Source organism: Rothia mucilaginosa ATCC 25296 (assembly GCF_000175615.1).
GTDB classification, from domain to species: Bacteria; Actinomycetota; Actinomycetes; order Actinomycetales; family Micrococcaceae; genus Rothia; species Rothia mucilaginosa.
In genome coordinates this window covers 75,889-102,007 of the sequence record NZ_ACVO01000024.1, presented here as the reverse complement: position 1 = coordinate 102,007, position 26,119 = coordinate 75,889, and the positions used below count along the sequence as shown (strand labels likewise).

Here is a 26,119-nt window from a genome sequence, read left to right as displayed (position 1 = left end):
AGATACATGCTGTACACTATCAAGGTGTTTTACGTGTCAAATAAAACCTTGATGCTTCCGAACGATAAAGAAAAATCTGTGACTATTTCTCATAACTCTTCAGACGCACACACCACGGGAGCTCGTTCCGTTACCCGCCGCAACCTCACCCGCGGCGCGCTTTGGGCTGTGCCCGCTATTGCCGCCTCCACGGCGGTACCCGCATTCGCTGCTTCGGCTGATGATTGCAAGACGGTACACGGCCCGGACTTCACCCAGGTCGGTGGCTGGATGATTACCAATCCCGCCAGTGGCGCCCTGCAGTCGCGCACCAAGAACAAGCCCGTGACTGCGCCGGAGACCGGTCAGGCGTGGTGGTCCATGGAGAACGCAACCTCACCGAACCCCGCAACGATTCGCCTCATGTCCGTGTACGAGGCGACTCACGGCCCCGAGGGCGACCTCAACCTGAACTGCGGTGAGTTCGTGATGACTTACAACGTCTCCGCGCTGGAGGCGACGACCGGCACCACGCACCTGCACCCGTCCATGGACATTTACCTCTTCTCGCCCGAGGGTAAAATCATTGACCGCCAGATTTTCACGACTGACCCGACCGGCAAGGCAACCGTTATGACCCGCAACGGCAAGACTCAGACCGTTCAGGGTCAGGTCATTCCCTTCGCGTCGAGCGTGAATGATAAGGCGACCGGCATCTCCGCGCGTTTTGCGTTGCGTGGCAATACGCTCATGGAAGGCATGTACCAGTTCGAGGTGGTTATTACCGTCCCGACGATTCAGGAGAACGGCACGCTTGATACGAACAAGCAGGTGAACGCGATTGCTTTCACCCCGCCGACCTTCAACATGACGACCTAATTGAATGAAAAGTAGCCCTCCCCGTAATAGTTCACAGGGAGGGCTACTGCTTTATCTGGAGGTTGTTCAGAGCGCTGTTTTACGCATCGCCGCTCTCTAGTGCGGCGACGTCGTAGCGCTCGCGGGCTTCGAGTACCGCCTGCATATTGTCCTGCGCCCAGTGGCGCAGTGCGGTCATCGGCTCAATGAGGGTCGTACCGAGCGCGGTCAGTTTGTAGTCTACGCGCGGCGGAATGGAAGCGGTGACCCGGCGTTCCACCAGGCCGTCGCGTTCCATGGAGCGCAGGGTCTGGGTCAGGACCTTGGGGGAGACACCCTGAATCATCGCCTTGAGCTCACCGAAGCGGGCGACGGGCTGCTCAGAGAGCGCCGCAACAATGAGCGGGGTCCACCGGTCGGTGAGGTGGCGCATCACGGTGCGGGATGGGCAGGCGTGGGCAAGGATGTTGGCGGGCAGGTCGTCCTGTGCGGTGCGGGTGGTTTCTATGGTTTCTCGTGTGTCTGTGGTTTCGCGTGTGGGGGAGGTGAGCGTGGTGGTCATAGCTACGGTCTTTTCAATCTGCTGAGGGGCTGTTTTGCGGGGGTGGTGAAGGGTGCGAAAAATATTTTTAAATATTTTCCACACATCCCCAATGGTTACCTTGAGGTACCCAGTTTCCAATAGATACTATAAAACCATCACGCGGAACACCGCAAGAAAAACTACAGAATACCCACCCGAAAGGAACCCCTCATGAACATCGCAATTATCGGCGCAACCGGTATGGTCGGCGCACGCACCGTAGCAGAAGCAATCTCCCGCGGCCACCGGGTCGACGCCTACACTCGCTCCGGCAATGCACCCGAAGGCGCTACCGCCCACAGCATCGACCTTGCAGACACCGCGGCACTGGTCGACATCGTCAACAACCACGACGTCACCATTGTTGCCGTCCCGGGCGGTCGCGGCACCTCCGCGCAGCCGATTATCGACGCACACCGCGCACTGATCGCGGCGGCACCCACCGGTCGTCTGCTGGTCGTTGGCGGCGCTGGCTCCCTCGAGGACGGCAACGGCAACCGCTTCGTTGATGGCGAAGGCTTCCCGGAAGAGTACAAGCCCGAGGCGAAGGCATTCGCCCAGATTCTTGACGATTACCGCGCATCCGAGGGCCTGAACTGGACCATGCTCTCCCCGGCGTTCGAAATCGCACCGGGTGAGCGCACCGGCAAGTACAACACCGCGCTGGACACCCCCGCAGGCGAGTTCGTGAGCGCCGAGGACTTTGCTGTCGCCCTGATTGATGAGGTAGAAGAGCCCAAGCACGCGGGCCGCCGCTTCACCGTTGCCAACTCATAGCGGCGCCAGCTAGACAGCACTAACTAGCAAACGCGTATTCATCACCCGAAACGCCGCATCCGATGGGATAACCCTGCAGGATGCGGTGTTTCGGCGTGCTTCGCTCTTGAAAAGCCCTCCGGAGGGGCTCCTGTGCGAAAACCTCAACCTGCTGTATAATCGTTCACCGAGCAAGGGAGTATCCCACCAATCGACTCATCGTCAGCACGTTAGCCGAAGGCGCCTAACCGGTGAATCGAGCCGACCTCCATTCAGGTCGGCGGGAGAGACTTGTGGTCCTGTACGCACACCACAAGAAAGGCTCCCCATGGAAGTTACCGGGTTGCAATGGTTGGTTACTATTCTCATCATCGCGGGTCTGTTGGCCTTCGACTTCGTGTTCCACGTTCGTAAGGCGCACGAACCTTCCGTCAAGGAAGCGGCCATCTGGTCGAGTATTTACATCGGCATCGCGCTGCTGTTTGGCCTGTACATTTTCGTGACGAACGGCCCCTCCGCCGCCACCGAATTCTACGCAGGCTACATCACCGAAGAAGCTCTCTCGGTCGATAACCTCTTCGTCTTCATGATCATTATGGGCACCTTCCGTGTCGCCCGTGAGAATCAGCAGAAGGTCCTTCTCTTCGGTATCGTCTTCGCGATCCTGGCGCGCGGCTCCTTCATCTTCGCCGGCGCGGCGATCATCAACTCCTTCGCCTGGGTGTTCTACATCTTCGGCCTGGTCCTGCTCATGACCGCAGGTAACCTGCTCAAGGACGAAATCACCGAAGGCGACGGCGACGACGAAGCCGACAACATTATGGTCCGCCTCGCCAAGAAGTACCTGAAGACCAGCGACCACTTCGACGGCGACAAGCTCTTCACCATCGAAAACGGCAAGCGCGTCATGACCCCCATGATGCTCGTCATGGTCGCTATCGCCGGTTCCGACCTGCTCTTCGCGCTCGACTCAATCCCCGCGATCTTCGGCCTCACCCAGTCCGTCTACATTGTGTTCACCGCGACCGCGTTCTCCCTCATGGGTCTGCGCCAGCTGTACTTCCTCATTGACGGCCTGCTGGACCGCCTCGTCTACCTCTCCTATGGCCTGGCGACCATCCTCGCATTCATTGGTGTGAAGCTCATCCTGCACGCAATGCACGAGAATAACCTGCCGTTCATCAACCACGGCGAGCCCGTGCACGTGGTCGAAATCAGCACCGAAATGTCGCTGATGGTCATCGTGGGCGTCCTGATCATTACCGTGCTTGCCTCGCTGCTCAGCCCCAAGGGCCGCGCGCTGCAGACCATTCAGCGTGTTCAGGCGCTCTCCGAGAAGTACCTGGCACTGCCCGAGGATGCACCCGCCGCCGAGCGTGCGGACATCACCGCCCGCTGGCAGCAGGAAACCGAGAAGCTCAAGACTATTCCGCAGAAGCTGCGTGACGAGCTGATTGAGAAGGAAGACGAATACCACGCCCTCGTGATGCGTGCCCGCACCGCACAGGATGCGCACGCTTCCTCCTCGAAGTAGTTTGAGCTACTGAGCGTGCGGCCTCACCAGGCTGGCGCTAACACTAAAGCCCCTCACACCGGATCAACCGGGGTGAGGGGCTTTAGCTATATCAGAGATATTTCAGAAGAATTACTGGTTGTGAACCTCAGCCAGCATGTTCTTCAGGTGACCCAGAACGGTCAGCGAGTCAGAACCGAAACCGTCGTGGTGGTGGGTCTTCGAAGTCCACACCTGAGTGTTACCGACCCAGCGAGCGGTCTCCATGGAGTGCTCAAAGTCCACGTACACGTCCGGGTTGTACGCCGCAGCCACCACGGGAACCTCGTTCTTGTGCAGCTGTGCGTGGTCGTACAGGCGACCCCAGTCCTTCTTCTCAGCCAGCAGGTTTGCAACCTCAGCCAGCGGACGCAGCGAGGGATCCTCCTCGTAGTACCAGGGGAAGATGTGCTCGCCGGTGAAGAGCAGACGGTCCGCATCCGGTGCGAACTCGGGGCGGGAAGCCGCCACGCGAGCAGCAGACCAGTTGGTCGGCGCGGGGGAGGGGGACAGCTCGTAGCCGGGGATGCCGGGCAGAACGCCGTCAGCGGGGCCGTCAGCGTAAATGGTCTCGTGCATCAGGGCGTACAGCGGGTTCGCCTGGAAGGTCACCTCGGCACCCATAGCGGTCAGGAACTGATCGGACAGGTGGTCGTTACCCTCAGCGAAAGCGGTCTCCAGGAAGTAGTGCAGACCGCGCTCGCGCCAGCGGCCACCCAGGAAGTGACCAGCCATCTGGAAGCGGTGATCGGTCAGACGCTCACCGGTGGGCAGGTACTCCTTGTGGGTGCGCAGGTGCTCAGCAATGCGGGTAGCGAGCTCAGCGTCCTCGGGGAACCAGCTGTAGTACTCCTCAACACGTTCCTTCATGCGGTCGAAGGTGTGCTGGTAGACGTTGTCCACGGAGGTACGAATCGGCGCCAGGCCCGCGGTGATGCGGCAGTCACGCAGCGACTGCGGTGCAAACGACAGGTAGGACAGGGTCAGGAAGCCACCGAAGGACTGACCAATGGTGGACCAGCGCTTGTCGGCACGGTCAGCCAGCAGCACCTCGCGGACAGCCTCCGCGTCAGCGATGATGGAGTCCGCACGGAACAGCTCAGTGTACTCAGCCTGAACCTGCGCGTCACCCACAGCGGTGATGTTGCGGGCAGACAGCGGGGAAGACATGCCGGTACCGCGCTGATCCAGAAGAACCACGCGGTGAGTCTTCGCCAGCTCAGCAATCCAGCCGCCAATGGAGCCGGTCTTCGGCGAACCGAAACCGGGGCCGCCCTGCAGGTACACAATGTAAGGACGCTTATCAGCCGAAACGGTCAGAGTCTCGTTGGTGCTCACAACCTCGCGGGCGAACACGGTGATGGTCTGGTCCGCGAAACGGGAGGAGAGAGCGGCATCCTTGCCCTTGGAGAAAATCAGACCGTGGGTCAGGGGAACCTGGAACCAGTGGTCGGTAATCTCGTAGCCGTCGTGCTTGACGACCGAACCCTTGCGGTACTCAACCTTGGGAAGCGAAGAAACGGTCAACGGTGAACCTTCTTTCATTCAAATAGATAGATACTCTGTATTCTAGCCCACTATGGGCAACATCTGGGCAGAGCCTCGGGCGGAGTCTCAATTGGAGCCTTAGAACTCGCCCACGCTCAGAATCTTCAGCACCGGGTAACCCGCCTCATCGGATGCCGCCAGGTCAACCTCGGCACGAATACCGAAGTCAAAGTTATCTTCGGGGTCGGCGAAGCTCTGCTGAACCTTCCACACGCCCGGATGAGCGGAGGTGTCCTCATCCATGCTGACCAGGCGAGGCGAGCGCGCGTCGGCGTCCGTGTAGATGTCGTCGTAGGTGTCGAAGTAGTCGTCCATGGCGTCTGCCCAGCGGTCGGCATCCCAGCCGCACCACTCGTCGAGGGCGCCCAGGGCGCGGTCACGCTCGTCAGCGAAGAGTTCCACGCGGCGGAAGAGGGCGTTGCGTACCATCACGCGGAAGGCGCGCAGGTTTTTCGTCACGGCGGGAGGCTCTTCCTCCTCGATGGAGGCGTGCTCGGCTGCAATGGTCGCGGTGTCTTCGCCGGCAGCCAGCTTCTCCCATTCGTCCACCAGGGAGGAGTCGGTCTGGCGTACCAGCTCGCCGAGCCACTCGATGATGTCGTCGAGCTCGTCGGTCACGGCAGAATCGGGGATGGTGTGGCGCAGCGCCTTGTACGCGTCAGAGAGGTAGCGCAGAAGAACGCCCTCGGCACGTTCGAGCGAGTAGTACTGCACGAAGTCGTTGAAGCCCATCGCGCGTTCGTACATGTCACGCACGATCGACTTGGGACGCGGCTCAAAACGAGCCACCCACGGCGCGGACTGCTTGTAGGTTGTGTACGCCTGATCGATGAGCTCCGCCAGGGGCTGCGGGTAGGTGACCTTGTCCAGCTCGTTCATGCGTTCGGTGTAGTCCACACCGTCCGCCTTCAACTGTGCCGACAGTTCGTTCTTCGCCTTGCGCTCCTGCGCGTACAGCACCTGGTTCGGCGAATCCAGGGTCGCCTCGATGAGGGAGAGCGCGTCCAGCGCGTAGCTGGGCGATTCGGGGTCGAGCAGTTCCAGCGCGGCGACCGCAAAAGCGGACAGTGGCTGGTTCAGGGCAAAGTTATCCTGCAGGTCCTCGGTCAGGCGCAGGTAGGAGCCGTGCTCGTCCGGGGTGTTGGTTCGCTCAATCACGCCGCCGGTCAGCAGCTCCTTGTAGATGCCGATTGCCTTGCGCAGCAGCTCGCGGCGGCGCGCGGGGCTCTCGTGGTTCTCCTGAATGATGCGGTACGCAGCAATGACCGGGTTCTCCGGGCGGTGCATCAGGTTCAGCAGCATCGAATGGGTGATATCGAAGGAGGAGGTCAGCGGCTCCGGGGCTGCTTCTACCAGCTGCTCGAAGGTCTTCTCGGACCAGCCAACGAAGCCTTCCGGCGCCTTCTTACGCTTGGAGGACAGCGACTGGTTAATGCGCTTGGTGTCGTCACCGAACTTCGCCTGAGCCTTCGCCAGCAGGCGAGCGTTCTCAATATCGTGCTCGGGTGCCTGAACCACCACGGTGCCGGCGGTATCAAAACCGGCGCGGCCTGCGCGTCCAGCGATCTGGTGGAACTCGCGGGCACGCAGACGGCGGCTACGGGCACCGTCAAACTTCGACAGCGCCGTAATCAGCACGGTACGGATGGGCACGTTAATGCCCACACCCAGGGTGTCGGTACCGCAAATCACCTTGAGCAGACCCTCCTGAGCCAGTTGCTCGACGAGGCGGCGGTACTTGGGCAGCATGCCCGCGTGGTGAATACCGATACCGGCACGCACCAGCTTATTCAGCGCCTTACCGAAGCCCGGACCGAAACGGAACTTAGCAATCAGCTCGGAGATGCGTTCCTTATCTTCCTTCGAAGCAATAGCCACCGACAGCAGCGCGTTCGCCTGCTCCAGCGCCGCCTTCTGCGAGAAGTGCACAATGTAGACCGGAGTCTGCTTGGTCTGCACGAGCTCCTGCACTGTCTCCTGAACCGGGGTGGTGGAGTAGTAGAAATGCAGCGGAATGGGACGCTCAGAATGCGCCACCAGGTCACTTTCACGACCGGTCAGCGCCGTCATCTCCTCCTGGAAGCGAGTCGTATCGCCCAGGGTTGCGCTCATCAGCAGGAACTGCGCCTGCGGAAGCTCCAGCAGAGGAAGCTGCCATGCCCAGCCGCGCTGCGGGTCAGAGTAGAAGTGGAACTCGTCCATGATGACCTGGCACAGGTCCGCGTCCTTACCCTCGCGCAGGGCAATATTGGCGAGAATTTCCGCGGTGCAGCAGATAATGGGCGCCTCCGTATTAATGGCGGAGTCGCCGGTAATCATGCCCACGTTCTCGGCACCAAAAATATTGATCAGGTCAAAGAACTTCTCAGACACCAGCGCCTTAATGGGGGCGGTGTAGTAGGAGCGCTGACCGGTCGCCAGGCCCGTAAAATGCGCGGCAACAGCCACAGTGGACTTACCGGAACCGGTCGGGGTTGCCAGCACCACGTTATGTCCGGCGGCAATGCTCAGAACGGCCTCGTCCTGGGCGGGGTACAGGGTCATGCCGCGGGTCGAAATCCACTCGGTGAATGCCTCATAGATTTCTTCGGCGGTGAGGGGGTTGCCCTTAAAATCGCGTCGATTGTAGTCGCCGGGATTCTCACCCAGCGTGGGAGAAAGAAAATTCAAAATACTCATGAGAATTCCAGTCTATCGGGAATAGGGCGGGCGCGGGGGCGTTATCGTTACGAGGGAACAACTCGGCATGGGCGCGCGAAGTTGCGTGCTCTAACGCAGGAAAACCTAAAGTTCAGGTAGGGTAGAACAAAGCGCTTTAGGTGCAGCGATGCATAATCCTGCGCTCAGAAGGTCGAAGGTACAGGCTCCACGCTGCAGAGCCCCACACCGTAGGGCTCCATGCCGTATAAATTACCGCCTAGGTTCAAGTCCGCCAATTGATGCCGGCTCATACTGTGCGGTCGATACACGCCCCAAAATACGTTGCATAAAATAACGACACGCTCCACCTAATACACTCTTAGTGTTGCGTGCCACATTGATAAAGGAATAGGGTAAGAGAAAGGAGAAACGTTGAATGACTGAATACAACGCTGACAAGGCACAAGAAAACGCTGCGCGTGAAGAAGCCACGCATGAAGAATCCATGCATAACAAAACCACGCAGGAAAAAGCCGCTCAGAAAAAATCTGCACAGGGAATAACCGGCAGCGAACTGCGCAAAGCTGAAGAGGAAGCCCTCAAAAAGCGCCTCGCCCTGCGAGTCACCGCGCCCGGACATAAATACCCCTGGCACCGCTGGGCAATCCCCATCGTGGGTGAAACCACCGCAGGCATCGGCGCAATCCTGATCCCCGTCATGGTGGGTCAATTCATCAACCAGCACATCGCTGGCAAAGCCCCCGACGCCTGGCCCATGTTCTGGGTGGTCGTCGCATCCATCACCTTCATCGTGATTAACGAGTTCTTCGGCTGGGGTACCTCCATGACCCTCAGCGCAGAACTCGGCCGCGACTGGCGCATCTATATCAACCGGCTCATGGGACGCACCCGCACAACCGTTGATGCGGGTGAAGCAGTCACCGTCATGAACAAAGACGTACGCCGCATCACGGCCGTCTACTTCTCACTGCCGCTATTCGTCAATGCCATGATTATCGCGACCCTCGGTGCCGTGCAGCTCTGGCTCATCAACCCCGTCACCGCGATTGTCACCCTCATCGGTACGCTCATCGTGGTCGGCGTGATTGCCTGGTACTCGTCCTTCCTCGAATCCAAGATTGGCGAATACCGTGAGAAGGATGGCGAAGCCTCCTCACGCGCCTCCGACATCGCCACCGGTCTGCGCACCATCGCCGGCCTCGGTGCCGAGGAACAGATGCGTGAGCGCTACCACCGCGGCACTGACGAAGTCTTCGACAGCTACATGCGCTATGAAAAGACGCACCGCTGGATGTTCCTCATCCGCGCGCTGCTCGGCGGTGCCGTGACCCTGCTCGGCGTCGGCTTCGCCCTCACCGGCCATGTCGAAAATGGCCGCTGGGTCTCCGACACCCCCGCCGCGTCCCTGGTGACCGTCGCCTCCATTATTGCGATGATGGGTGGCCCCATCTGGATTACCCAGAACTTTCTGACGGAATGGCGCTACGCCAAGATTGCGCTCGCCAAGGTCGCCCGGCTCGAAGGCCACGCGGGCGTACGCCAGGGCGTGCTGAAGAGCCCGCGCACCGACGAAGAAATGGCGCAGCTGGCACGCGCCGAACAAACAGTCGAGGCGAGCACCTTCGAGGTGCCCGTACCCGTCGCCCCCACCGGTGCTAGCAACCCGCGCATCGTGTACGTCAACCCGCGCGACTACAACCTCACCGCGCAGGACTATGCCGAGGCGCTCGCCCGCACCCTGCGACGTGGGGGAGAGGACCTCAAGGACGCCTCCGGCCGCCGCGTGTTGCTGAGCGAACCCAACCCCATGATTTTTGCGGGAACCCTGCAGGAGCACCTGCGCCTGGGCACCGTGCCGAACCCCGACGAGGAGCTGGCACAGGCAAAGGACCAGGAGCTGCTGAAGATTACCGACTCCCGCGAAATCGCCTACCGACTGGGCGGACGCAACCCCGAAGACTACTTTGCCGCCCGCATCACCAGTGAAGGCGCGAACCTCTCCGGTGGTCAGCGTCAGCGTCTGGCACTCGCCCGCGCACTCGCACAGGACGCGCAGGTGCTCATCCTGACCGAGCCGCTGAACTCCGTGGACGAACCCAGCCAGCGCTACATCTACGATGCGATGGAAACCCAGGTCGGTAGCGACCGCCTGCCCGTCGGCTACCCCGGCCTGCTACAGGATTTGGAGCAGGTCTACGTTGTCTCCACGACCGCGGAGACGACCCGCCGCATGGAACGCGACGGCTACCCGGAAACCGCTCAGTCTGAAACTGCTCAGACCGAAACCACTCAGAATCAGGAGGTGAACTAGCATGGCAAAGCAGCTCCCCATCGAAACCCCCGCCTACGTGGCACGCCGCATGTGGAACTACCTCGCAGTGCATAAGGGACGAGCCCTCTACACCTTCGTCATTTACATGGTCAGCACCCTCATGGGTGCGGTGGTGCCCCTGCAGATTGGTGCCACCGTGGACGACGTGGTGGCGGGCAAGTTTTCCAGCTACCCGTGGCAGCCGATTCTGATTATCCTGGCGGCGTTCATCGTGCAGGCGATAACCCTCATGGTCTCCTCGTACAGTGCGGCCCGACTGGGTGCGCTCGTCACCCGTGATGCTAACCAGGACACCCTCGACGGCACCCTCGACCTAGACGCACGCACCGTGGAAGAAGCCGGCAGCGGCGACCTGCTCACCCGCGTGACCGACGACCTGTCCTCGGCAGCAAATGCTGTCAGCACAGACCTTCTCGGTGCAATCTACGTGGTCCTGTACTTCCTGGTTTCCACGATCTCTCTGGCGTTTGTGAGCCCCGCAATGGGTCTGATTATGCTGCCCATGATTGCCGGTCTTGCCCTCATCATGTCGAAGATGCTACCGCTCATGGCGGCACGCAACCAGACCACCCAGGAGCGCGTGAGCGACCTCAACAGCGTGCTGACCGAGAACATTCGCGGCACCTCCACGATTCGTGAGCTGGGCGTTCACACCGCCCGCGAAGATGCCTTCGCCGGCGAGAACAAGCGCCAGTTCGCCGCGCAGCTGGGCATGGTGCGCATCCGCCAGCTGTACTTCACCGTGGACGCTATCAACGCCTGGATTCCCACGGTTCTGTGCATGCTCTGGGGTGCCGCCTGTGTGGCTCTCGGCTGGGCAAGCTGGGGCGCCGTAGCGACTGCCTCGGTCATGGTTTTCAGCCTGCGAACCCTCGCCGACATGCTGAACAACCACGTCAGCAGCCTGCGCATCATGCTCGTGAACATGGGCCGCGTGTTTGGTGTGGTCTCCCTGGCGAAGAAACAGCGTGAGGAGCGTGCACAGCACCGCGCCGAAGCGTTCGCCGCCGTGTCTGATGAAGCCGTGAAGAACCCGGAGTATGCCATTGACTGCTCCCACGTCGCCTATGGCTACTCGCCGGACGCCCTGGTGCTTGAAGGTATCAACCTGAAGATTCGCCGCGGTGAGGCGCTTGCCCTGGTGGGCCGTTCCGGCTCGGGTAAGACCACCCTGGCTCGTCTGATTGGTGGTTCGCTGACCGCCCTGGACGGCACTATCACCGTGATGGGTCGCCCGGTCGGTCACGGCGACTTCCCGACCGATGCCGCCGCCGATGGCCGCCCGCGCCTGCTGGTCTGCACCCAGGAAGCGCACGTCTTCTTCGGCACTCTCGCCGATAACTTTACGGTGGTCGTGCCGGATGCAACCGTCGAGCAGATGGGCGAGGCGCTGGACGCTATCGGTGCCCGCTGGTGGCGCGACCTGCCGCAGGGCATGGATACTGTCGTCAGCGGCGCGGATTCGCCGCTGACTCGCGACCAGATTCAGCAGCTGGCGCTGGCACGTATTGTGCTTGCTGACCCGCACGCCGTGATTCTGGACGAATCCACCACCCAGCTGGAACTTGCGGACGCAACCGAGTCCCTGAGCGCCGTGCTGGCGAACCGTGCGGTGCTGATTATTTCGCACGATGCGCGTATCGCCTCGCTGGCTGACCGCGCGGTCCTGCTGCACGAGGGCAGGATCATTGCGGAGGGTTCACCGGCAGAGATTTTCGCCCTGACCTAAGCCCGGAGGATATGCCCGGCGATATGTCCAGCTGATAGTGCCCGGCACTGCGTGAAGCGGTGCCGGGCACTACTCGTTTAACGGATGGTTTCCGCACAAGGGTGCGCTGAAATCGGCGGCGGGGAGCCCTTGCAACAACGCAAGACTCAAACGAAAATTTCGGAGAGATTCACTGGTCACCCGCAAAACTTTTAGTTACTAAGAATCATTGTGATAACCTGGCAGAGCGATATGGGGTGCCTTGAGACGCCCGCGACCCGCTAACCCGCCCAACGAAGGGCTACGGCACAGCGAAGAGCTACAGCACAGCGGGCGCACGAAACGGCGTAAGAACACTCAAGGCTGAGAGAATCACCCATTGAACCTGCTCTAGTTCGAACTAGCGAAGGGATTATCGATGATGGCAGAGCAGCCTACTGCGCCCGCGTGCGCACCCACCAACCCCTCCAACCCTGTACCCGGCGTGAGCGCCTCCGGAAACCCCCGGGCACCCCAGACAGCTCGGGTACCGAGGGTTCTCTCCATTGCGGGAACCGACCCCTCCGGCGGTGCGGGTATTCAGGCGGACCTCAAGTCCATTGCCGCATCCGGCGGTTACGGCATGTGCGTGACCACCTCACTGGTCGCCCAAAACACGTGCGGGGTTCGTGAAGTATTCACCCCGCCCCTGGAATTTTTGACCGCGCAGCTTGCCGCCGTTTTTGATGACGTCACGGTTGACGCCGTGAAAATCGGCATGCTCGGCGACGCAGACACGATCCGCACCGTCCGCACCTGGCTGAGCGAGCACCCCGTGCCCGTGGTCGTGCTCGACCCGGTCATGATTGCTTCTAGCGGTGACCGCCTGCTACAGGCAGAAGCGGAGCAGGCGCTGCGCGACCTCGTGCCGCTCGTGAATGTGATTACCCCGAACATTCCGGAGCTCGCCGTGCTCTGCCAGAAGGAACCCGCCCAGACTTTCGATGAGGCGCATGAGCAGGCGGCGAACCTTGCGGCGGCGACCGGAACCACCGTGATTGTGAAGGGCGGCCACCTGTGCGGTCAGGACGCCGGTAACACCGCGGTCTTCCCGGACGGCACCTGCGCGCACGTGCGCACCCCGCGTCTGGACAGCCGTAATACGCACGGCACCGGATGCTCCCTGTCCTCTTCGCTTGCAACCCGCCTGGGCGTGGAACTGCTGCAGCACACCGAAGCCGCAGAACACACCGCAGAGCAGGGCGTTCTGACCAGCGAAGACACCCACCGCGCCCTGCAGTGGAGCACCCGCTGGCTCCACGAATCCATTGCCGCAGGTGCCGGTCTGCAGGTCGGCTCCGGTGAGGGTCACGGCCCGGTGGACCACGCCGCTCGTGCCCGCCGTCTGGAGGCTGCCGCCTCCGCGTACCCGTGGCATCACCTGCTCGCCACCACCGACTCTGAGGGCAATACTCTGGACGGCACCAGCCCGGAGCGTCTGCTGCCGGTCAGCCCCGTACCCGCCGGTGAAGCCGTCGTAAAGCCCGCCGGTCCCTGGACCACCGCCCTCTGGGCAGCCGGTGGCGAAACCTGGCACCAGATCCTGGACCTGCCCTTCGTGCGTGCCCTCGGTGACGGAACCCTCGACGAGGACCTGTTCGCCTTCTACCTGGACCAGGACGCCCTCTACCTGCGTGATTATTCGCGTGCGCTCGCGACTCTCTCGGCGCGCGCTGACATCGCTGAGGCGCAGGTGCACTGGGCCGCCGGTGCGCATGAGGCGATTGCCGCCGAATCGCAGCTGCACGAGGGCTGGCTGGCGAACCGTGCGCGTCTGGGTGGGCCCTCGCCGATTACGATGGGGTACACGAATTTCCTGCGCGCCTCCGCTGCCGGTGATGACTACGTGGTCGGTGCCGCGGCGGTTCTTCCCTGCTACTGGCTGTACGAAGAGGTGGGCGCTGTGCTCTCCTCGCAGAATCACGCGGACCACCCGTACGCGGAGTGGTTGAGCATGTACGGTGGGGAAGAGTTCGCCGCGGAGGTGGCGCGTAGCCTCGCGGAGGTGGAGCGTGCCTTTGAGGCGGCTTCACCGGCTCAGCGTGTGCGTGCGGCGCGGGCGTACCTGTCGGCGTGCGTGTACGAGCGTGAGTTCTTTGACCAGGCGCACCGAGCATTGCGCTAGTTCGCCGGGCGCTGCGCCGCTAGATGATAGGTGCCGGTTTTTGGGCTGAATACCGCCCCGGCATGGCGTGAGATGGGTGATTGATGCTTCACTCAAGCTACCGCCGGTTCGGGGGTTGTGCCGGTTATGCTTAAGGCGTCGGTGAAAACCGTTTGCGGCAGGATTCCGGCCCTCACCCAACTGGCTGATGTACCTGCCGCGCCCGCACCTCTACGGCGTGTAACCGACCAGTTTGGCCCGTCGCAACCACCTCATCCAACCCCCGCGGCGGGCCAAACGCCTTCCTTCTAGCGTTCGCGAAGAATGTTCGGCATAGAAATATCCCGTGCAGATACTCTCATCTGCACGGGATATTTCTATATGTCTAACCATTGCGAATCAGCCGCCGCGACTAGTGCATCAGGCTAATGCGTCAGGGAAGGGGAGAAGCGCCTACTTGCTCTCGCCCTTGAGTGCACCCACGAGCGGACCAATCACGTCCATGGGCAGCGGGAAGACCACGGTCGAGTTCTGGTCGGCACCCAGCTCCAGCAGGGTCTGCAGGTAACGCAGCTGCAGGGAAGCGGGGGACTGGCTCAGAATGTCGGATGCTTCCTTCAGCTCGCTGGAAGCCTCCAGCTCACCGCGTGCCGAAATAATCTTTGCGCGGCGCTCACGCTCAGCCTCAGCCTCGCGAGCCATGGCGCGCTGCATAGCCTCGGGAATCTCAACGTCCTTAATTTCGACGAGCTCCACCTGAATACCCCACGGCTCGGTGCGCGAACCGATGATAGAACGCAGGTCCTCGTTCAGGTCCTCGCGGTGTGCGAGCAGGGTGTCCAGGTCAACACGACCGAGCAGGGAACGCAGGGTGGTCTGTGCAATCTGGCTGGTGGCAATCGGGTAGTTCTCAACCTCAAGCACGGCATTCTTGGCGTTGGTCACGCGGAAGAGGACCACGGCGTTCACGCGGGCGGGAACGTTGTCCTTGGTGATGACTTCCTGCGGGGGAATGGTCAGGGTGATAACACGCATATCAACGCGCTGCAGGGAGTCAACGAGGGGGAAGACGACGTTCAGGCCGGGCTTCAGCTCCGAACGCAGGTGACCGAAGCGGAAAGAGACGCCACGCTCGTATTCGGGGATGACGCGGAACATACGAATCAGAATAAAAAGAACAATGACGGCAACTGGGATGAGGATAGTTGCCAAAGTGACGGGATCCATGGTTTTCCTTCACAAATATTGGGGGAGGACGGTATGTGTGCCCACCTGCCCGCGCCTCGTACGGTGCAGGTAGTAGGGGGTGCCCGGTTAACCGGGCTGCGTGTGGGGGAGTTTAGGGAGGGGAATTTTCCGTCCCGGCGTACATCGCGGCGGTCGGTGCTTTAGCGGCACCCCGCATGGAAAACTCAAAAGAGGAACAAAAGAGAATTCCACACGGGGTAGCCGCCGAAGCTAACAGACGGGACCAGCCAGCCGGTCAGCCGCCGGAACGGAAAAACTTGTGCAGCGCTACTTCTTCGCCATCTGCTCTGCCAGCTTTTCAGCAGCCTCAACCTCAGCCAGGTTCTGCTCCTGCAGGACCTCGTTCGTGGTCTTGTGCAGTCGCTTAACCGAGGTGCCGGTGCCGCTCCATGCGGGGCGGTCCGGGTCGAGGGCAGAGGTACGAACCGGCAGGGTTGCATCCGCAATCATCTGCTTGCGGGTCTGCTCGGTACGGCGCTTACGCTCATTCGACACGCCACCCCACTTCGCCGCGAAACGGTCCATCTTCACGTTCACCGATTCGTCAGCGGTGGATGCGTGAATATGCTTCGGATCGTTCTCGAAGTTCGCGGGGGAACGCATGAGCTTCACAGCCAGCGGGTAGGTCAGCGACAGGCAGACCACCGCGGCGGCACCCTCCACCAGAAGCTCCAGCGGGGAGTGCCAGACGATGGCGGCACCAATCAGGATGACCACACCCAGCAGCGACACGGCAACCGCGAGCCCGCGGTGGAAACGACCCGACTCGGAGTAGGGCCATTCATCCACTTCGCGGGTGAGCTCGCGACCGTTCGCCGAGACGGTGCAGCTGTCCTTAATCGGGCAGGTGTTGCACACGCTGGGCTTGGCGCGGTAACGCATCACTCGGTTGTCCGAGTCGAATGCGGTCGCCCACAGCCACTGGTCTTCGGGGCAGAGCCACGCGTCGCTCTCTTGGTGGTAGGTGAACCCGAAGGTTCGCGCCGCCACCATGCGCTGGCTGGTGCGCTTGGCGAGAATATCGAAGCCCCAACCCACGGCGACCAGGCCGAGCGCGTACACGCAGGCCAGCCACACGAGGAAAGAAACTCCAGCAATCTGCTCAGGCATGGTTAGCCTCGACGATCGCTACGGTAGGGGCTGGTCTGCTCGGGCAGCTCCTCGGCAGCCTTAGCGCCGGCGAACTCTGCGATGCGAGCGTCCTCAACCACCTCGTACAGCGGCGGTTCGGGCAGCTCCAGGACGGTTTCCTTAGCGTTCTTGGAGAAGATCTCCTTGATACCCAGCAGTGCCAGCTTAATCAGCGGGATAATGCCGACCAGGAAGATGACGTCACCGGGCATACGCATCCAACCCATCACGGCGGAAGCACCGTCGTGAATGAACGCGAAGGAACGAGCCTCGTAGTAGCCTTCACCCACGGACTTGTACAGCTGAGCAATACCCAGCGGCAGCAGCGAGATGAAGGACATCCACAGCAGACCAATGTTCAGGGTCCAGAAGGAGAACTTCAGACCCTTCTCAGGCCACTTGTCCTCAGGGATCAGGTAGCGCAGACCAAACACCGCGAACGCGATTGCGAGCATACCGTACACACCCATCATGGATGCGTGTGCGTGGTTTGCGGTCAGTGCCGTACCAATCTCGAAGTAGGACACGATAGGCAGGTTAATCAGGAAGCCGAACACACCTGCGCCGAGGAAGTTCCAGAAGCCCACAGCAATCAGGAACATCACAGCCCAACGGTGCGGGAAAGGCTTGGTGCGGTTGGAGTACTGGCGAGCACCCAGCTGCATGAAGCCCCACGCCTCAACGGTCAGGAAGGTCAGCGGGATAACCTCAGCAGCCGAGAAGAACGCACCGAATGCCATCTGCTCGGAGGGGGTACCGACGAAGTAGGTGTGGTGCAGAGTACCGATCACACCACCGGCGGAGTAGAGCACGGCGTCCATCATGATGATGGAGATTGCGATGCGCTCGCGGACCACGCCGAGCAGCACGAAGATGTACGCCACCATGACGGTGGTGAACAGTTCGAGGAAGTCCTCCACCCAGAGGTGAACCACCCAGAATCGCCAGAATTCGGCGACGGTCACGTGAGTACGCTGACCTGCGAGCAGGCCGACCGCGTAGAACATGGGGATGGCGAGGCCGGAGAAGAGGAACAGCCACGGCAGGGAGGTCTTCTTCGAGCCCTTCAGGCGAGCGGAGAGGGTACGCCAGACGATGACGATCCAGATGAACATACCCGCGGTGAGCAGGATCTGGAAGAATCGCGGCAGGTCCAGGAACTCCCACTGCTGCGAGAAGAAGCCGGTGAATTCCTTGGGGATGAGGCCCTTCTGAGAGAACCATTCGTTCAGCAGCGAGCCGAGGACCACGAAGACCACGGCGCCGATGAGAACGTAGGTGAGCAGACCCTGCTTCTTGGGTTCGCGGCGGGTAATCAGCGGGGCGATGAAGATACCGCCCGCCAGGAACGCGCCTGCGGTCCAGAAGAGGGAGAGCTGAAGGTGCCAGGTTCGAGATACCGTGTAGGGCAACAACTGGCCCATGTCGATACCGAAGAATCCGGTGAGTTCTTCACGGTAGTGCTCGGTGAGCGCACCCACCAGAGCCTGTAGCAGGAACAGCACCAGGATCGTTGCGAAGAGCAGGCAGGCTGCCTTCTGCGAGGGAGTCAGGCGAACTTCGTCGGGCTGACGGAAGTCGAGGACGGGTGCCTCTTCCGCGTGCCAGCCGATAGCGCGGGACCAGCGGCCGTAGATGGCGAACATCAGACCGGTACCACCGATGAGGGCAATCAGGGAGAGTGCCGACCAGACCATCAGATCCGCGGTGGGCTTGTTGTCCACGTTGGGTTCGGAGGGCCAGTTGTTGGTGTAGGAGTAGGGCTGGTCGGGGCGGTCTGCCGCCGATGCCCATGCGGTCCAGCCGAAGAATGCGACGATGTCGTGCAGTTCTTCGTCGTTCTTAATGGCGTTGGGGAACAGGCCCTGCGAGGTGTCACCCTTCATCAGGGTTTCGCGGTAGTGCTTGAGCATGAGCTGGTAGCCCTTGGTCTCACCAGCGGACCAGGTGATGGTCTTAGTCTGCTCGTCGTACTTGTTCTCCTTGCGCCACTCGTTCTTGACGAGTTCGCGGGGGTCCTGCTTGCCCTGTTCGCGGTACTCCTTGACGGCGGCATCGGTGGTCAGGCGCAGGTATTCTGCAGTGTAGTCGGGGCCGAGGTAGGCACCGTGACCGAGTACGGATCCGTACTGCTGCAGGCCGCGTCCCTGGAACAGTTCCTGACCGTGCAGGATCTGTTCTTGGGTTGCGATAGTTTTGCCGTCGTTGCCGACGATTTTATCGGGGAGCGGCATGGAGAGTGCGTAGGTGCGCATTGCGAGGACTGCCATGATGGTGAAGCCCAGGAGCATCACAAACGCAACAGCCTGTACCCAGCCTTTTCCGGCATAGGCACCGACCGTGTCTGAGCGGCGGGCAATCTTTGCTGCCTGCGCACGCGAGACGGGTTTTGTAGCCATAGTGTATGTCTCCAGTGTGCGTGGAATTTGTAGGTGGAGTGGTCCCGACGCACATCCGCTGGAGGGGCGGCTCACTATGTTCAGGGTGAATCGTCCTTGAGGGAGGTGCGACAGCCCACCCTGCTCTCATTTTTGCATATTAAATGCGCATTTACGAAACTTTGCTGACGTAGCGTCATAATGTGACACGGCTATTTGGCGGGGAAATCGGCAATCATAAGGCGGAAAACCTGAAATATTACGTTGAGGTTGAACCCTTAGCTTCCGCGCTACCTCCCCGCGGGTAACGGGGGAGTATGCGCCGGGGTTGAAGCTGTGCAGACTCCCTCAACCGGGGCACTCGCAGGAACCTGGGCGGAGGCGCATCCCAGCATGTGGAAGGGGAGCGCGGCACCCCTCACGTGCCTACACTCGGGTGTGGAATAATAAAACCCGACGCTACTAAACACAGTACAAATTTTTTGCGGCACAGGTTACCGCAGTACAGATTTTGTGCTCTTTGGCGGCGTATATTCAGAAGGGGCCACTCACCCCGAATCCACGGCGGACCGCCGCCACAGCCCGCAATCTATCGGCACCTCAGGAGAGTTCACGTGCTTCTCTACAAATCCACCCAGAAAGCAATCACCGGAATCCTGCGCACCGTCTTCCGCGCCCGCGTGACCGGACTCGAAAACTTCCCCGCCACCGGCCCGGTGATTGTCGCCTCCAACCACCTGTCCTTCCTGGACTCCATCATTATTTCCGCCATGATGCCGCGCCGCGTGGCGTTCCTCGCCAAGGCTGAGTACGTGAACACCCCCGGCCCGCGCGGCAAGATGATGAAGGCATTCTTCGAAGCTGTGGACATCATTCCCGTGAACCGCTCCGACCGTTCCGAATCGCTCAAGGCACTCGATATCGCCCTGGAGAAGCTGCAGGAGGGTAAGGTCTTCGGCATTTACCCCGAGGGCACCCGCTCCCGCGACGGCTACCTGTACCGCGGCAAGATTGGTGTGGCGTGGCTGGCGCACATGACCGGCGCACCCGTGGTTCCGGTTGGTCTGATTGGTACCGACCGCCTGCAGAAGCCCGGCTCGAACATGATTTACCCGCGCCGCTTCACGATTCGTGTGGGCAAGCCGCTCTACTTTGAGAAGATCGGCGAGAAGATGACCGGCAAGCAGCGCCGCGTCACCACCGACACGATCATGAATGAGATTGCTCAGCTGTCCGGTCAGGCGCGAAAGCACGAGTACAACGTTTCGCCCTCAGCCGCACGTGACGCAGGCTAGGGCACACGCCGCCTATACCGCGTAGACTTAAACCGCGCATTCACGCACCGACCCCCGCGCTTTGGGGGAGATGGGTGTAGGATGCGCGGTTTGTCGTATGCGCGAGCCTGGGATGACCCCGGTAGCCCAGCAGCGGCAACCCCGCAGAAAGCCCAGTAGAGCGAGGAGAAAGTACCCATGGCAGAGCCTTCCAGCTACCGCCCCGCCCCCGGCGAAATCCCCACCGACCCGGGCGTTTACCGTTTCCGCGATGCCGACGGCCGCGTCATCTACGTGGGCAAGGCGAAGAACCTGCGCAACCGCCTCAACAGCTATTTTGCGTCGCCGCAGACACTCAGCCCGAAGACCTACGCGATGGTGCATACGGCGGCGAGCGTGGAGTGGACCGTGGTGGCGAGCGAAATGGAGTCGCTGCAGCTCGAATACACCTGGATTAAGGAGTTTTCGCCGCGGTTCAACATTGCGTTCCGCGACGATAAGTCGTACCCGTACCTGGCGATTACCGTCAATGACGTGTACCCGCGCGCCATGGTGACCCGCGGTGAGCGCCGTAAGGGCGTACGCTATTTTGGTCCGTACTCGCAGGCGTGGGCGATTCGTGAAACCCTGGATGCGCTACTGCGCGTCTTCCCGGTGCGCACCTGCACGAACGGCGTGTTTAACCGCGCGAAGAATAGCGGCCGCCCGTGTCTGCTCGGTTATATCGATAAGTGTGCGGCGCCGTGCGTGGGCAAGATTAGCGCCGAGGAGCACCGCGAGTTGGCGCGCGGTCTGACCCGATTTATGGGTGGTGGCGCTGAGAAGCATATCGCCCAGTTGACCGCGGAAATGAAGGCCGCCGCCGCTGATATGGACTTTGAGCGTGCCGCGATTCTTCGTGACGATATTGCCGCGTTGACTAAGGCGTTTGAGCGTAACGCCGTGGTGCTTGGCGCGACCGTGGATGCCGACCTGTTCGCCTACGCTGAGGACGACCTGGAGGCGTCCGTTCAGGTGTTCTTCGTGCGCGGCGGCAGGATCCGCGGCCAGCGCGGCTGGATCGTGGAGAAGGTCAACGACAGCACCGACGCGCAGCTCATCGAGCAGCTGATCGCGCAGGTGTACAGCGATATTGCGGCGAGCCTCGCCTCCCAGAAGGATGCCGAGAAGAGCCTGAACAGCTACGATATTCCGCGTTCCGTGCTCGTGCCGGTGGAGCCCGAGAATAAGGAGCAGCTGGCGTCCTGGCTGGCGGAGGTGCGCGGCGGGCCCGTGGAGATTAGCGTCCCGCAGCGCGGCGACAAGGCAGAACTCATGAAGACGGTCGCCGAGAACGCCCGCCAGTCGCTGACCCTGCACAAGAGCCGCCGTGCCGGTGATTTGACCACCCGTAGCGCCTCCCTCGTGGAGCTGCAGGAGGCGCTGGAACTGCCCGACCCGCTGCTGCGTATCGAGTGCTACGACATTTCGCATGTGCAGGGCACGAACGTGGTTGCCTCCATGGTCGTCTTTGAGGACGGCATGCCCGCGAAGAACGCCTACCGCACCTACAGCATTACCGGCGACGCCGCGCGTGACGATACCGCCAGCATGTACGACGTCATTACGCGCCGCTTCAAGAGGCACCTGGCGCAGCAGGCGGAACGCGAAGCCGCGCCCGTGCACTCCGGCGAGATTGACGCCTCCACGCCCGAACCGGCGAAGTTCGCCTACCCGCCGAACCTGGTGCTCGTGGACGGCGGCCCGCCCCAGGTGGCTGCCGCATCCGCCGCGCTGAGCGACCTGGGCATTACGGACGTGTACGTTGCCGGCATCGCTAAGCGCCTGGAGGAACTGTGGCTACCGGACGACGACTACCCGGTCGTGCTGCCGCGCACCTCGCAGGCGCTGTACCTGGTGCAGCGCATCCGCGATGAGGCGCACCGTTTCGCTATCACCTTCCACCGTTCCAAGCGCGGTAAGGCGATGGTCGCCTCCGCCCTGGACGAGGTGCCCGGTCTGGGCGAGGTGAAGCGTTCCGCGCTGATTAAGCATTTCGGGTCGGTAGCTCAGATTAAGCAGGCGAGCGCCGAGGAGCTGACGGCGGTGCCGGGTATCGGTCCGGCGTTGGCTCAGAAGATTCTGGCGGCGCTTGCCTAAATGCTAGGTGGTGCTGAGTGAAGGCCCGCCCGGGGTATGAACGCAGCACCCCGCCTCGTAATGGCGCTTAACAAACGTGTCATAATTGAAGGAAACCGTCATCATTACGAGCGCGCTATCTTCGCGCGCCCTCAACCAGTAGAGTGGAAACCGTGAGTAATAACCATCTGCGCCTATTCACCAGCGAGTCGGTGACTGAAGGCCACCCCGATAAGATTTGTGACCAGATTTCTGACGCCATCCTTGACGGCATCATCGCCCAGGATCCCGCAGCGAACGTTGCTGTGGAGACCATGGTGACCACCGGTCAGGTGCATGTTGCTGGTGAGGTGACCACCTCCAGCTACGTCGAAATCCCCTCCATCGTGCGCGAGACCATTCTGGGTATCGGCTACGATTCCTCGACCCGCGGCTTCGACGGCGAGTTCTGCGGCGTGTCCGTCTCCATTGGTGAGCAGTCCCCGGACATTAACGCCGGCGTGTACGAGTCCCTCGAGGTTCGTCAGGGTATTGCTGCTGACGAGTACGACCGCCAGGGTGCGGGCGACCAGGGCATCATGTTCGGTTACGCTTCGAACGAGACGAACGTGCTGATGCCCGCCCCGATTTGGCTGGCGCACCGCCTCTCTGAGCGTCTGACCAAGGTCCGTAAGGACGGCCTGCTGACCGAGCTGCGCCCCGACGGCAAGACTCAGGTGACCCTCGGCTACGATTCGAACAACGTGCCTGTCTCCGTGGACACCGTGGTTGTTTCGAGCCAGCACACCGCAAGCTACGACCTGGCTGACCTGCGTGCAGACATTGAGAAGCACGTTATCGCACCGGTTTTGGGCAGCGTCGAGCTGGATTCCTCCAACGCCAAGTTCATTGTGAACCCCGCTGGCCGCTTCGTTCAGGGTGGTCCCGTGGGTGACGCGGGCCTGACCGGCCGCAAGATTATTGTGGACACCTACGGCGGTTCGGCTCGTCACGGTGGTGGCGCGTTCTCCGGTAAGGACCCGTCGAAGGTGGACCGTTCCGCAGCGTACGCAATGCGTTGGGTTGCGAAGAACATTGTGGGTGCCGGTCTTGCCGACCGCGCCGAGGTTCAGGTTGCGTACGCTATCGGCCAGGCAGCGCCGGTCGGTCTGTACGTTGAAACCTTCGGCACCGAGAAGGTCGACCCGATCAAGATTGAGAAGGCTGTGCGTGAGGTCTTCGACCTGCGCCCGCTGGCAATCATTAACGAACTGGATCTGCGCCGCCCGATTTACAAGAAGACCGCAGCTCACGGCCACTTCGGTCGTACCGAGCCGGAATTCACCTGGGAGCGCCTGAACCGCGTGGATGCACTGCGTTCGGCAGTGTCCTCCTCCTAATATCTGTCAGGGTAGAGGAGCACGCTGATTCGGGTGACTCAGAGCAGTTCTGAATCGAACTCTTCAGCACCGTTGGGTGCTCAGCAGGAATCCCTGCAACAGCTTGACCTGTTGCAGGGATTTCCTGCTCTTCGTGATGCCCTGATTCCGGCTGCCCCGGAGCCGGTGAACGTTGCCGCCGAGTTGGAGGCGAGCGGCGTGCCGAACCCTGTGGCGCGTGTGCGTGTGGATAGCACTCTGCCGCAGGTGGACCGCACATTTGATTACCGTGTGCCCGCTGAGCTGAGTGAGGATGCGGTGCCCGGCGCCCGCGTGCGTGTGCTGTTCAACGGCCACGAGCTGACCGGTTACATTGAGGAGCGCGCCGCCACGACTGATTGGACGCGCACCTCGCTGCTGCCGCTCAAGTCGGTGCTCTCGCGTGTGCCCTCTGTTGCGCCCGAAATTTTTGCGCTTGCCGAGGCGCTTGCTGACCGTTACGCCTCCACGGTGGCGAATGTGTTGCGCCTGGCGGTGCCGCCGCGCATTGCCGCGCTGGATAAGAAGTACGCGCCTCTTCTGCCGGGTTATGAGTCGGCGTATTTGGGTGATTCTGCCCCGGTAAGCACTTCCGATACTCCCGAGCACGCGGCTCCCGAGCACGCGGAATCTGAGTCTGCTGCCGCCTCCACCGCCTCCAGTACCGCTGCCTCCAGCGATACCGACCCGTACGCTTGGCTTGCCACCCCCGGCGCGCCCGCCCCCTTCGTGCTGGACCCGCCGGCGCTGAACCCGGATGCGCCGGATGCCGCCTCCGTCTTCTCCGATTACGAGAACGGCGTGGAGTTCATTGAGGATGTTGCCGCCGGTGCTGCGACCCGCGCCGTGATGACGGTTCTTCCCGGCCACCTGGAGCACACGTGGGCGGATGTTTTGGCGACCGCACTCGCGGCTGCTACTACCAGTGGTCGCGGCGCTATTGCGGTGGTTCCGACCGCTAAGAACCTGGATCTTCTGGAGGCGGCGCTCGCCGAGCGTCTGCCGGCTGACTCGTTTGTGCGTTTGAGTTCTGATTCGACTCCGCATACTCGCTATCACGGGTTTGTGAAGGCTCGCCTGGGGCAGGTTCCGGTGGTGATTGGTACCCGTGCCGCCGCGTATGCGCCGGTGGCGAATCTGGGCCTGGTGGTGTGCTGGGATGACGGAGATTCTTCGCTGGTGGAGCAGCGCGCCCCGTATTGTCATGCCCGTGATGTGTTGCTTCTGCGTGCTTCTGCTGAGAATACTGCGGCGCTGTTTGCCGGGTTCAGCATGAGTAGTGAGGCGGCGCGTCTGGTGCGTACCCGCTGGGCGTCTCATGTGCGTGCGCCGCGTGCGTTGGTGCGTGATTATTCGCCGCGTATTTTTTCGACGGGTTCGGAGTTTGAGTTGGCGCGTGACCCGTTGGCGGCGATGGCGCGTATTCCTCACCTGGCGTTTGAGCATGCTCGTCGGGCGTTGGCGCGTGGTCCTGTGTTGGTGCAGGTGGCGCGTAGCGGTTATATTCCGTCGTTTTCGTGCGAGCGTTGCCGCATGCCGGCGCGTTGTGGCGAATGTAGCGGGCCTTTGTCGGTGGCTTCGGGTTCGTCGGTTCCGTCGTGTTCGTGGTGCGGTCATTTGGCGCAGCAGTGGCGTTGTTCTGAGTGTGGTTTTACGCATTGGCGTTATTCGGCGGCGGGTGCGACTCGTACTGCTGAGGAGCTGGGTCGTGCGTTCCCGAATGTTCCGGTGATCTCTTCGGCGGGTGACCATGTGCGCGCGTCGGTTGGTCCTGAGCCTGCGTTGGTGGTGGCGACTCCGGGTGCTGAGCCGGTGGCTTTTGGCGGTTATGCGGCGGCGCTTCTTCTGGATGCCGATAAGATGCTTCGTTTTGATTCGTTGCGTGCCCCGGAGGCGGCGTTGCGTCGCTGGTTGAATGCTGCGGCGTTGGTTCGTCCGGCGGCTCTTGAGGGTACGGTGGTGACGACTGCTTCGCCGTCGCCGGTGGAGCAGGCGCTGGTGCGTTGGGATCCGGCGTGGTTTGCCCGTCAGGAGCTGGAGGAGCGCGCTCAGACGGGTCTGCCTCCGGCGGTTCGTACGGCTGCGGTGACCGGTGCGGAGGCGGATGTTCGCGCCTTCATGGAGGAGTTCTTGGGTTCTTCTGCGTTGCCGGAGCGGGTGCGTGAGCAGTTGCGTATTGTGGGTCCGGTTCCTCTGGATCAGGGGTATTTTGCCTGGTCGGAGTCTCTTGAGGAGGATTCTGAGGAGGCGCCGGTTCAGGGCGATTGGCGTACCCTGATGTTTTTCTCGTACGGCATTGCTCAGCAGGTGACCCGTGAGTTGCGTGCTACGCGTGCAACGATTGCGGCGTTGAAGAAGAACGTGGGGGAGCGGCCGGTTCAGATTCGCTGTGACGGCCTGGACGTGCTGTGATTTTCTAGTCGTGCTGTAGTGTTCTAGTGAGGGGCGGTTTT

The 26,119-nt window shown here is 61.5% G+C and carries 16 protein-coding genes; 10 read left to right on the top strand and 6 right to left on the bottom strand.

Annotated features, from left to right (window positions below):
• Positions 1-78: 78 nt before the first annotated feature.
• A complete protein-coding gene (locus tag ROTMU0001_RS08165) occupies positions 79-858 on the top strand; it encodes an ornithinee aminotransferase (protein WP_245534301.1) in 780 nt (259 codons plus the stop codon).
• A gap of 79 nt (positions 859-937) precedes the next feature.
• Here ROTMU0001_RS08165 and ROTMU0001_RS08160 read toward each other — a convergent pair whose 3' ends face one another.
• Positions 938-1,399, bottom strand: coding sequence for a winged helix-turn-helix transcriptional regulator (locus ROTMU0001_RS08160; RefSeq protein ID WP_080548187.1), 462 nt, complete (start codon positions 1,397-1,399; stop codon positions 938-940).
• Between the two features lie 192 nt (positions 1,400-1,591).
• Between ROTMU0001_RS08160 and ROTMU0001_RS08155 the strand changes: the two genes are divergently transcribed.
• Both ROTMU0001_RS08155 and ROTMU0001_RS08150 read left to right on the top strand, forming a co-directional pair.
• Positions 1,592-2,197, top strand: a complete 606-nt coding sequence (locus tag ROTMU0001_RS08155; RefSeq protein WP_005509148.1) for an NAD(P)-dependent oxidoreductase — start codon at positions 1,592-1,594, stop codon at positions 2,195-2,197.
• A gap of 307 nt (positions 2,198-2,504) precedes the next feature.
• Positions 2,505-3,710 carry a TerC family protein gene (locus tag ROTMU0001_RS08150; protein WP_005509147.1) on the top strand — a complete coding sequence of 402 codons (1,206 nt, stop codon included), beginning with the start codon at positions 2,505-2,507 and terminating at the stop codon, positions 3,708-3,710.
• 111 nt (positions 3,711-3,821) lie between these two features.
• On the opposite strand, the gene ROTMU0001_RS08145 is transcribed toward ROTMU0001_RS08150, so the two are convergent.
• On the bottom strand, positions 3,822-5,273 hold the full coding sequence (locus ROTMU0001_RS08145) for an alpha/beta fold hydrolase (protein WP_044143860.1): 1,452 nt from the start codon (positions 5,271-5,273) through the stop codon (positions 3,822-3,824).
• Positions 5,274-5,354: 81 nt separating this feature from the next.
• On the bottom strand, positions 5,355-7,955 hold the full coding sequence (locus tag ROTMU0001_RS08140; RefSeq protein ID WP_005509145.1) for a DEAD/DEAH box helicase: 2,601 nt from the start codon (positions 7,953-7,955) through the stop codon (positions 5,355-5,357).
• Between the two features lie 397 nt (positions 7,956-8,352).
• On the opposite strand from ROTMU0001_RS08140, the gene ROTMU0001_RS08135 reads away from it, so the two are divergent.
• From ROTMU0001_RS08135 to ROTMU0001_RS08125, 3 genes are all read left to right on the top strand, one after another.
• Positions 8,353-10,248 (top strand): ABC transporter transmembrane domain-containing protein, encoded by a 1,896-nt coding sequence (locus tag ROTMU0001_RS08135; RefSeq protein WP_005509144.1) that lies wholly within the window; start codon positions 8,353-8,355, stop codon positions 10,246-10,248.
• A gap of 1 nt (position 10,249) precedes the next feature.
• A complete protein-coding gene (locus ROTMU0001_RS08130; RefSeq protein ID WP_005509143.1) occupies positions 10,250-11,998 on the top strand; it encodes an ABC transporter ATP-binding protein in 1,749 nt (582 codons plus the stop codon).
• 397 nt (positions 11,999-12,395) lie between these two features.
• Positions 12,396-14,141, top strand: a complete 1,746-nt coding sequence (locus ROTMU0001_RS08125; protein WP_005509142.1) for a bifunctional hydroxymethylpyrimidine kinase/phosphomethylpyrimidine kinase — start codon at positions 12,396-12,398, stop codon at positions 14,139-14,141.
• A 432-nt stretch (positions 14,142-14,573) separates the two neighbouring features.
• Here ROTMU0001_RS08125 and ROTMU0001_RS08120 read toward each other — a convergent pair whose 3' ends face one another.
• The 3 genes from ROTMU0001_RS08120 to ROTMU0001_RS08110 form a co-directional block, all read right to left on the bottom strand.
• Entirely contained in the window at positions 14,574-15,347 is a 774-nt protein-coding gene (locus ROTMU0001_RS08120; RefSeq protein ID WP_005509141.1) for a slipin family protein, read from the bottom strand.
• Between the two features lie 288 nt (positions 15,348-15,635).
• The gene (locus ROTMU0001_RS08115; RefSeq protein ID WP_005509140.1) at positions 15,636-16,478 is read right to left on the bottom strand and encodes a transposase; all 843 of its coding nucleotides are present in this window, start codon (positions 16,476-16,478) and stop codon (positions 15,636-15,638) included.
• Between the two features lie 2 nt (positions 16,479-16,480).
• Positions 16,481-18,898 carry a nitric-oxide reductase large subunit gene (locus ROTMU0001_RS08110; protein WP_005509139.1) on the bottom strand — a complete coding sequence of 806 codons (2,418 nt, stop codon included), beginning with the start codon at positions 18,896-18,898 and terminating at the stop codon, positions 16,481-16,483.
• A 593-nt stretch (positions 18,899-19,491) separates the two neighbouring features.
• Here ROTMU0001_RS08110 and ROTMU0001_RS08105 point away from each other — a divergent pair.
• The 4 genes from ROTMU0001_RS08105 (at position 19,492) to ROTMU0001_RS08090 (ending at position 26,078) form a co-directional block, all read left to right on the top strand.
• A complete protein-coding gene (locus tag ROTMU0001_RS08105; RefSeq protein ID WP_005509138.1) occupies positions 19,492-20,172 on the top strand; it encodes a lysophospholipid acyltransferase family protein in 681 nt (226 codons plus the stop codon).
• Positions 20,173-20,349: 177 nt separating this feature from the next.
• A complete protein-coding gene (uvrC, locus tag ROTMU0001_RS08100) occupies positions 20,350-22,290 on the top strand; it encodes an excinuclease ABC subunit UvrC (protein WP_005509137.1) in 1,941 nt (646 codons plus the stop codon).
• Positions 22,291-22,442: 152 nt separating this feature from the next.
• A complete protein-coding gene (gene metK, locus ROTMU0001_RS08095; RefSeq protein ID WP_005506182.1) occupies positions 22,443-23,648 on the top strand; it encodes a methionine adenosyltransferase in 1,206 nt (401 codons plus the stop codon).
• Positions 23,649-23,681: 33 nt separating this feature from the next.
• Complete coding sequence (locus tag ROTMU0001_RS08090) at positions 23,682-26,078, top strand: primosomal protein N' family DNA-binding protein (RefSeq protein WP_005509136.1); 2,397 nt, start codon at positions 23,682-23,684, stop codon at positions 26,076-26,078.
• Positions 26,079-26,119: the final 41 nt, after the last annotated feature.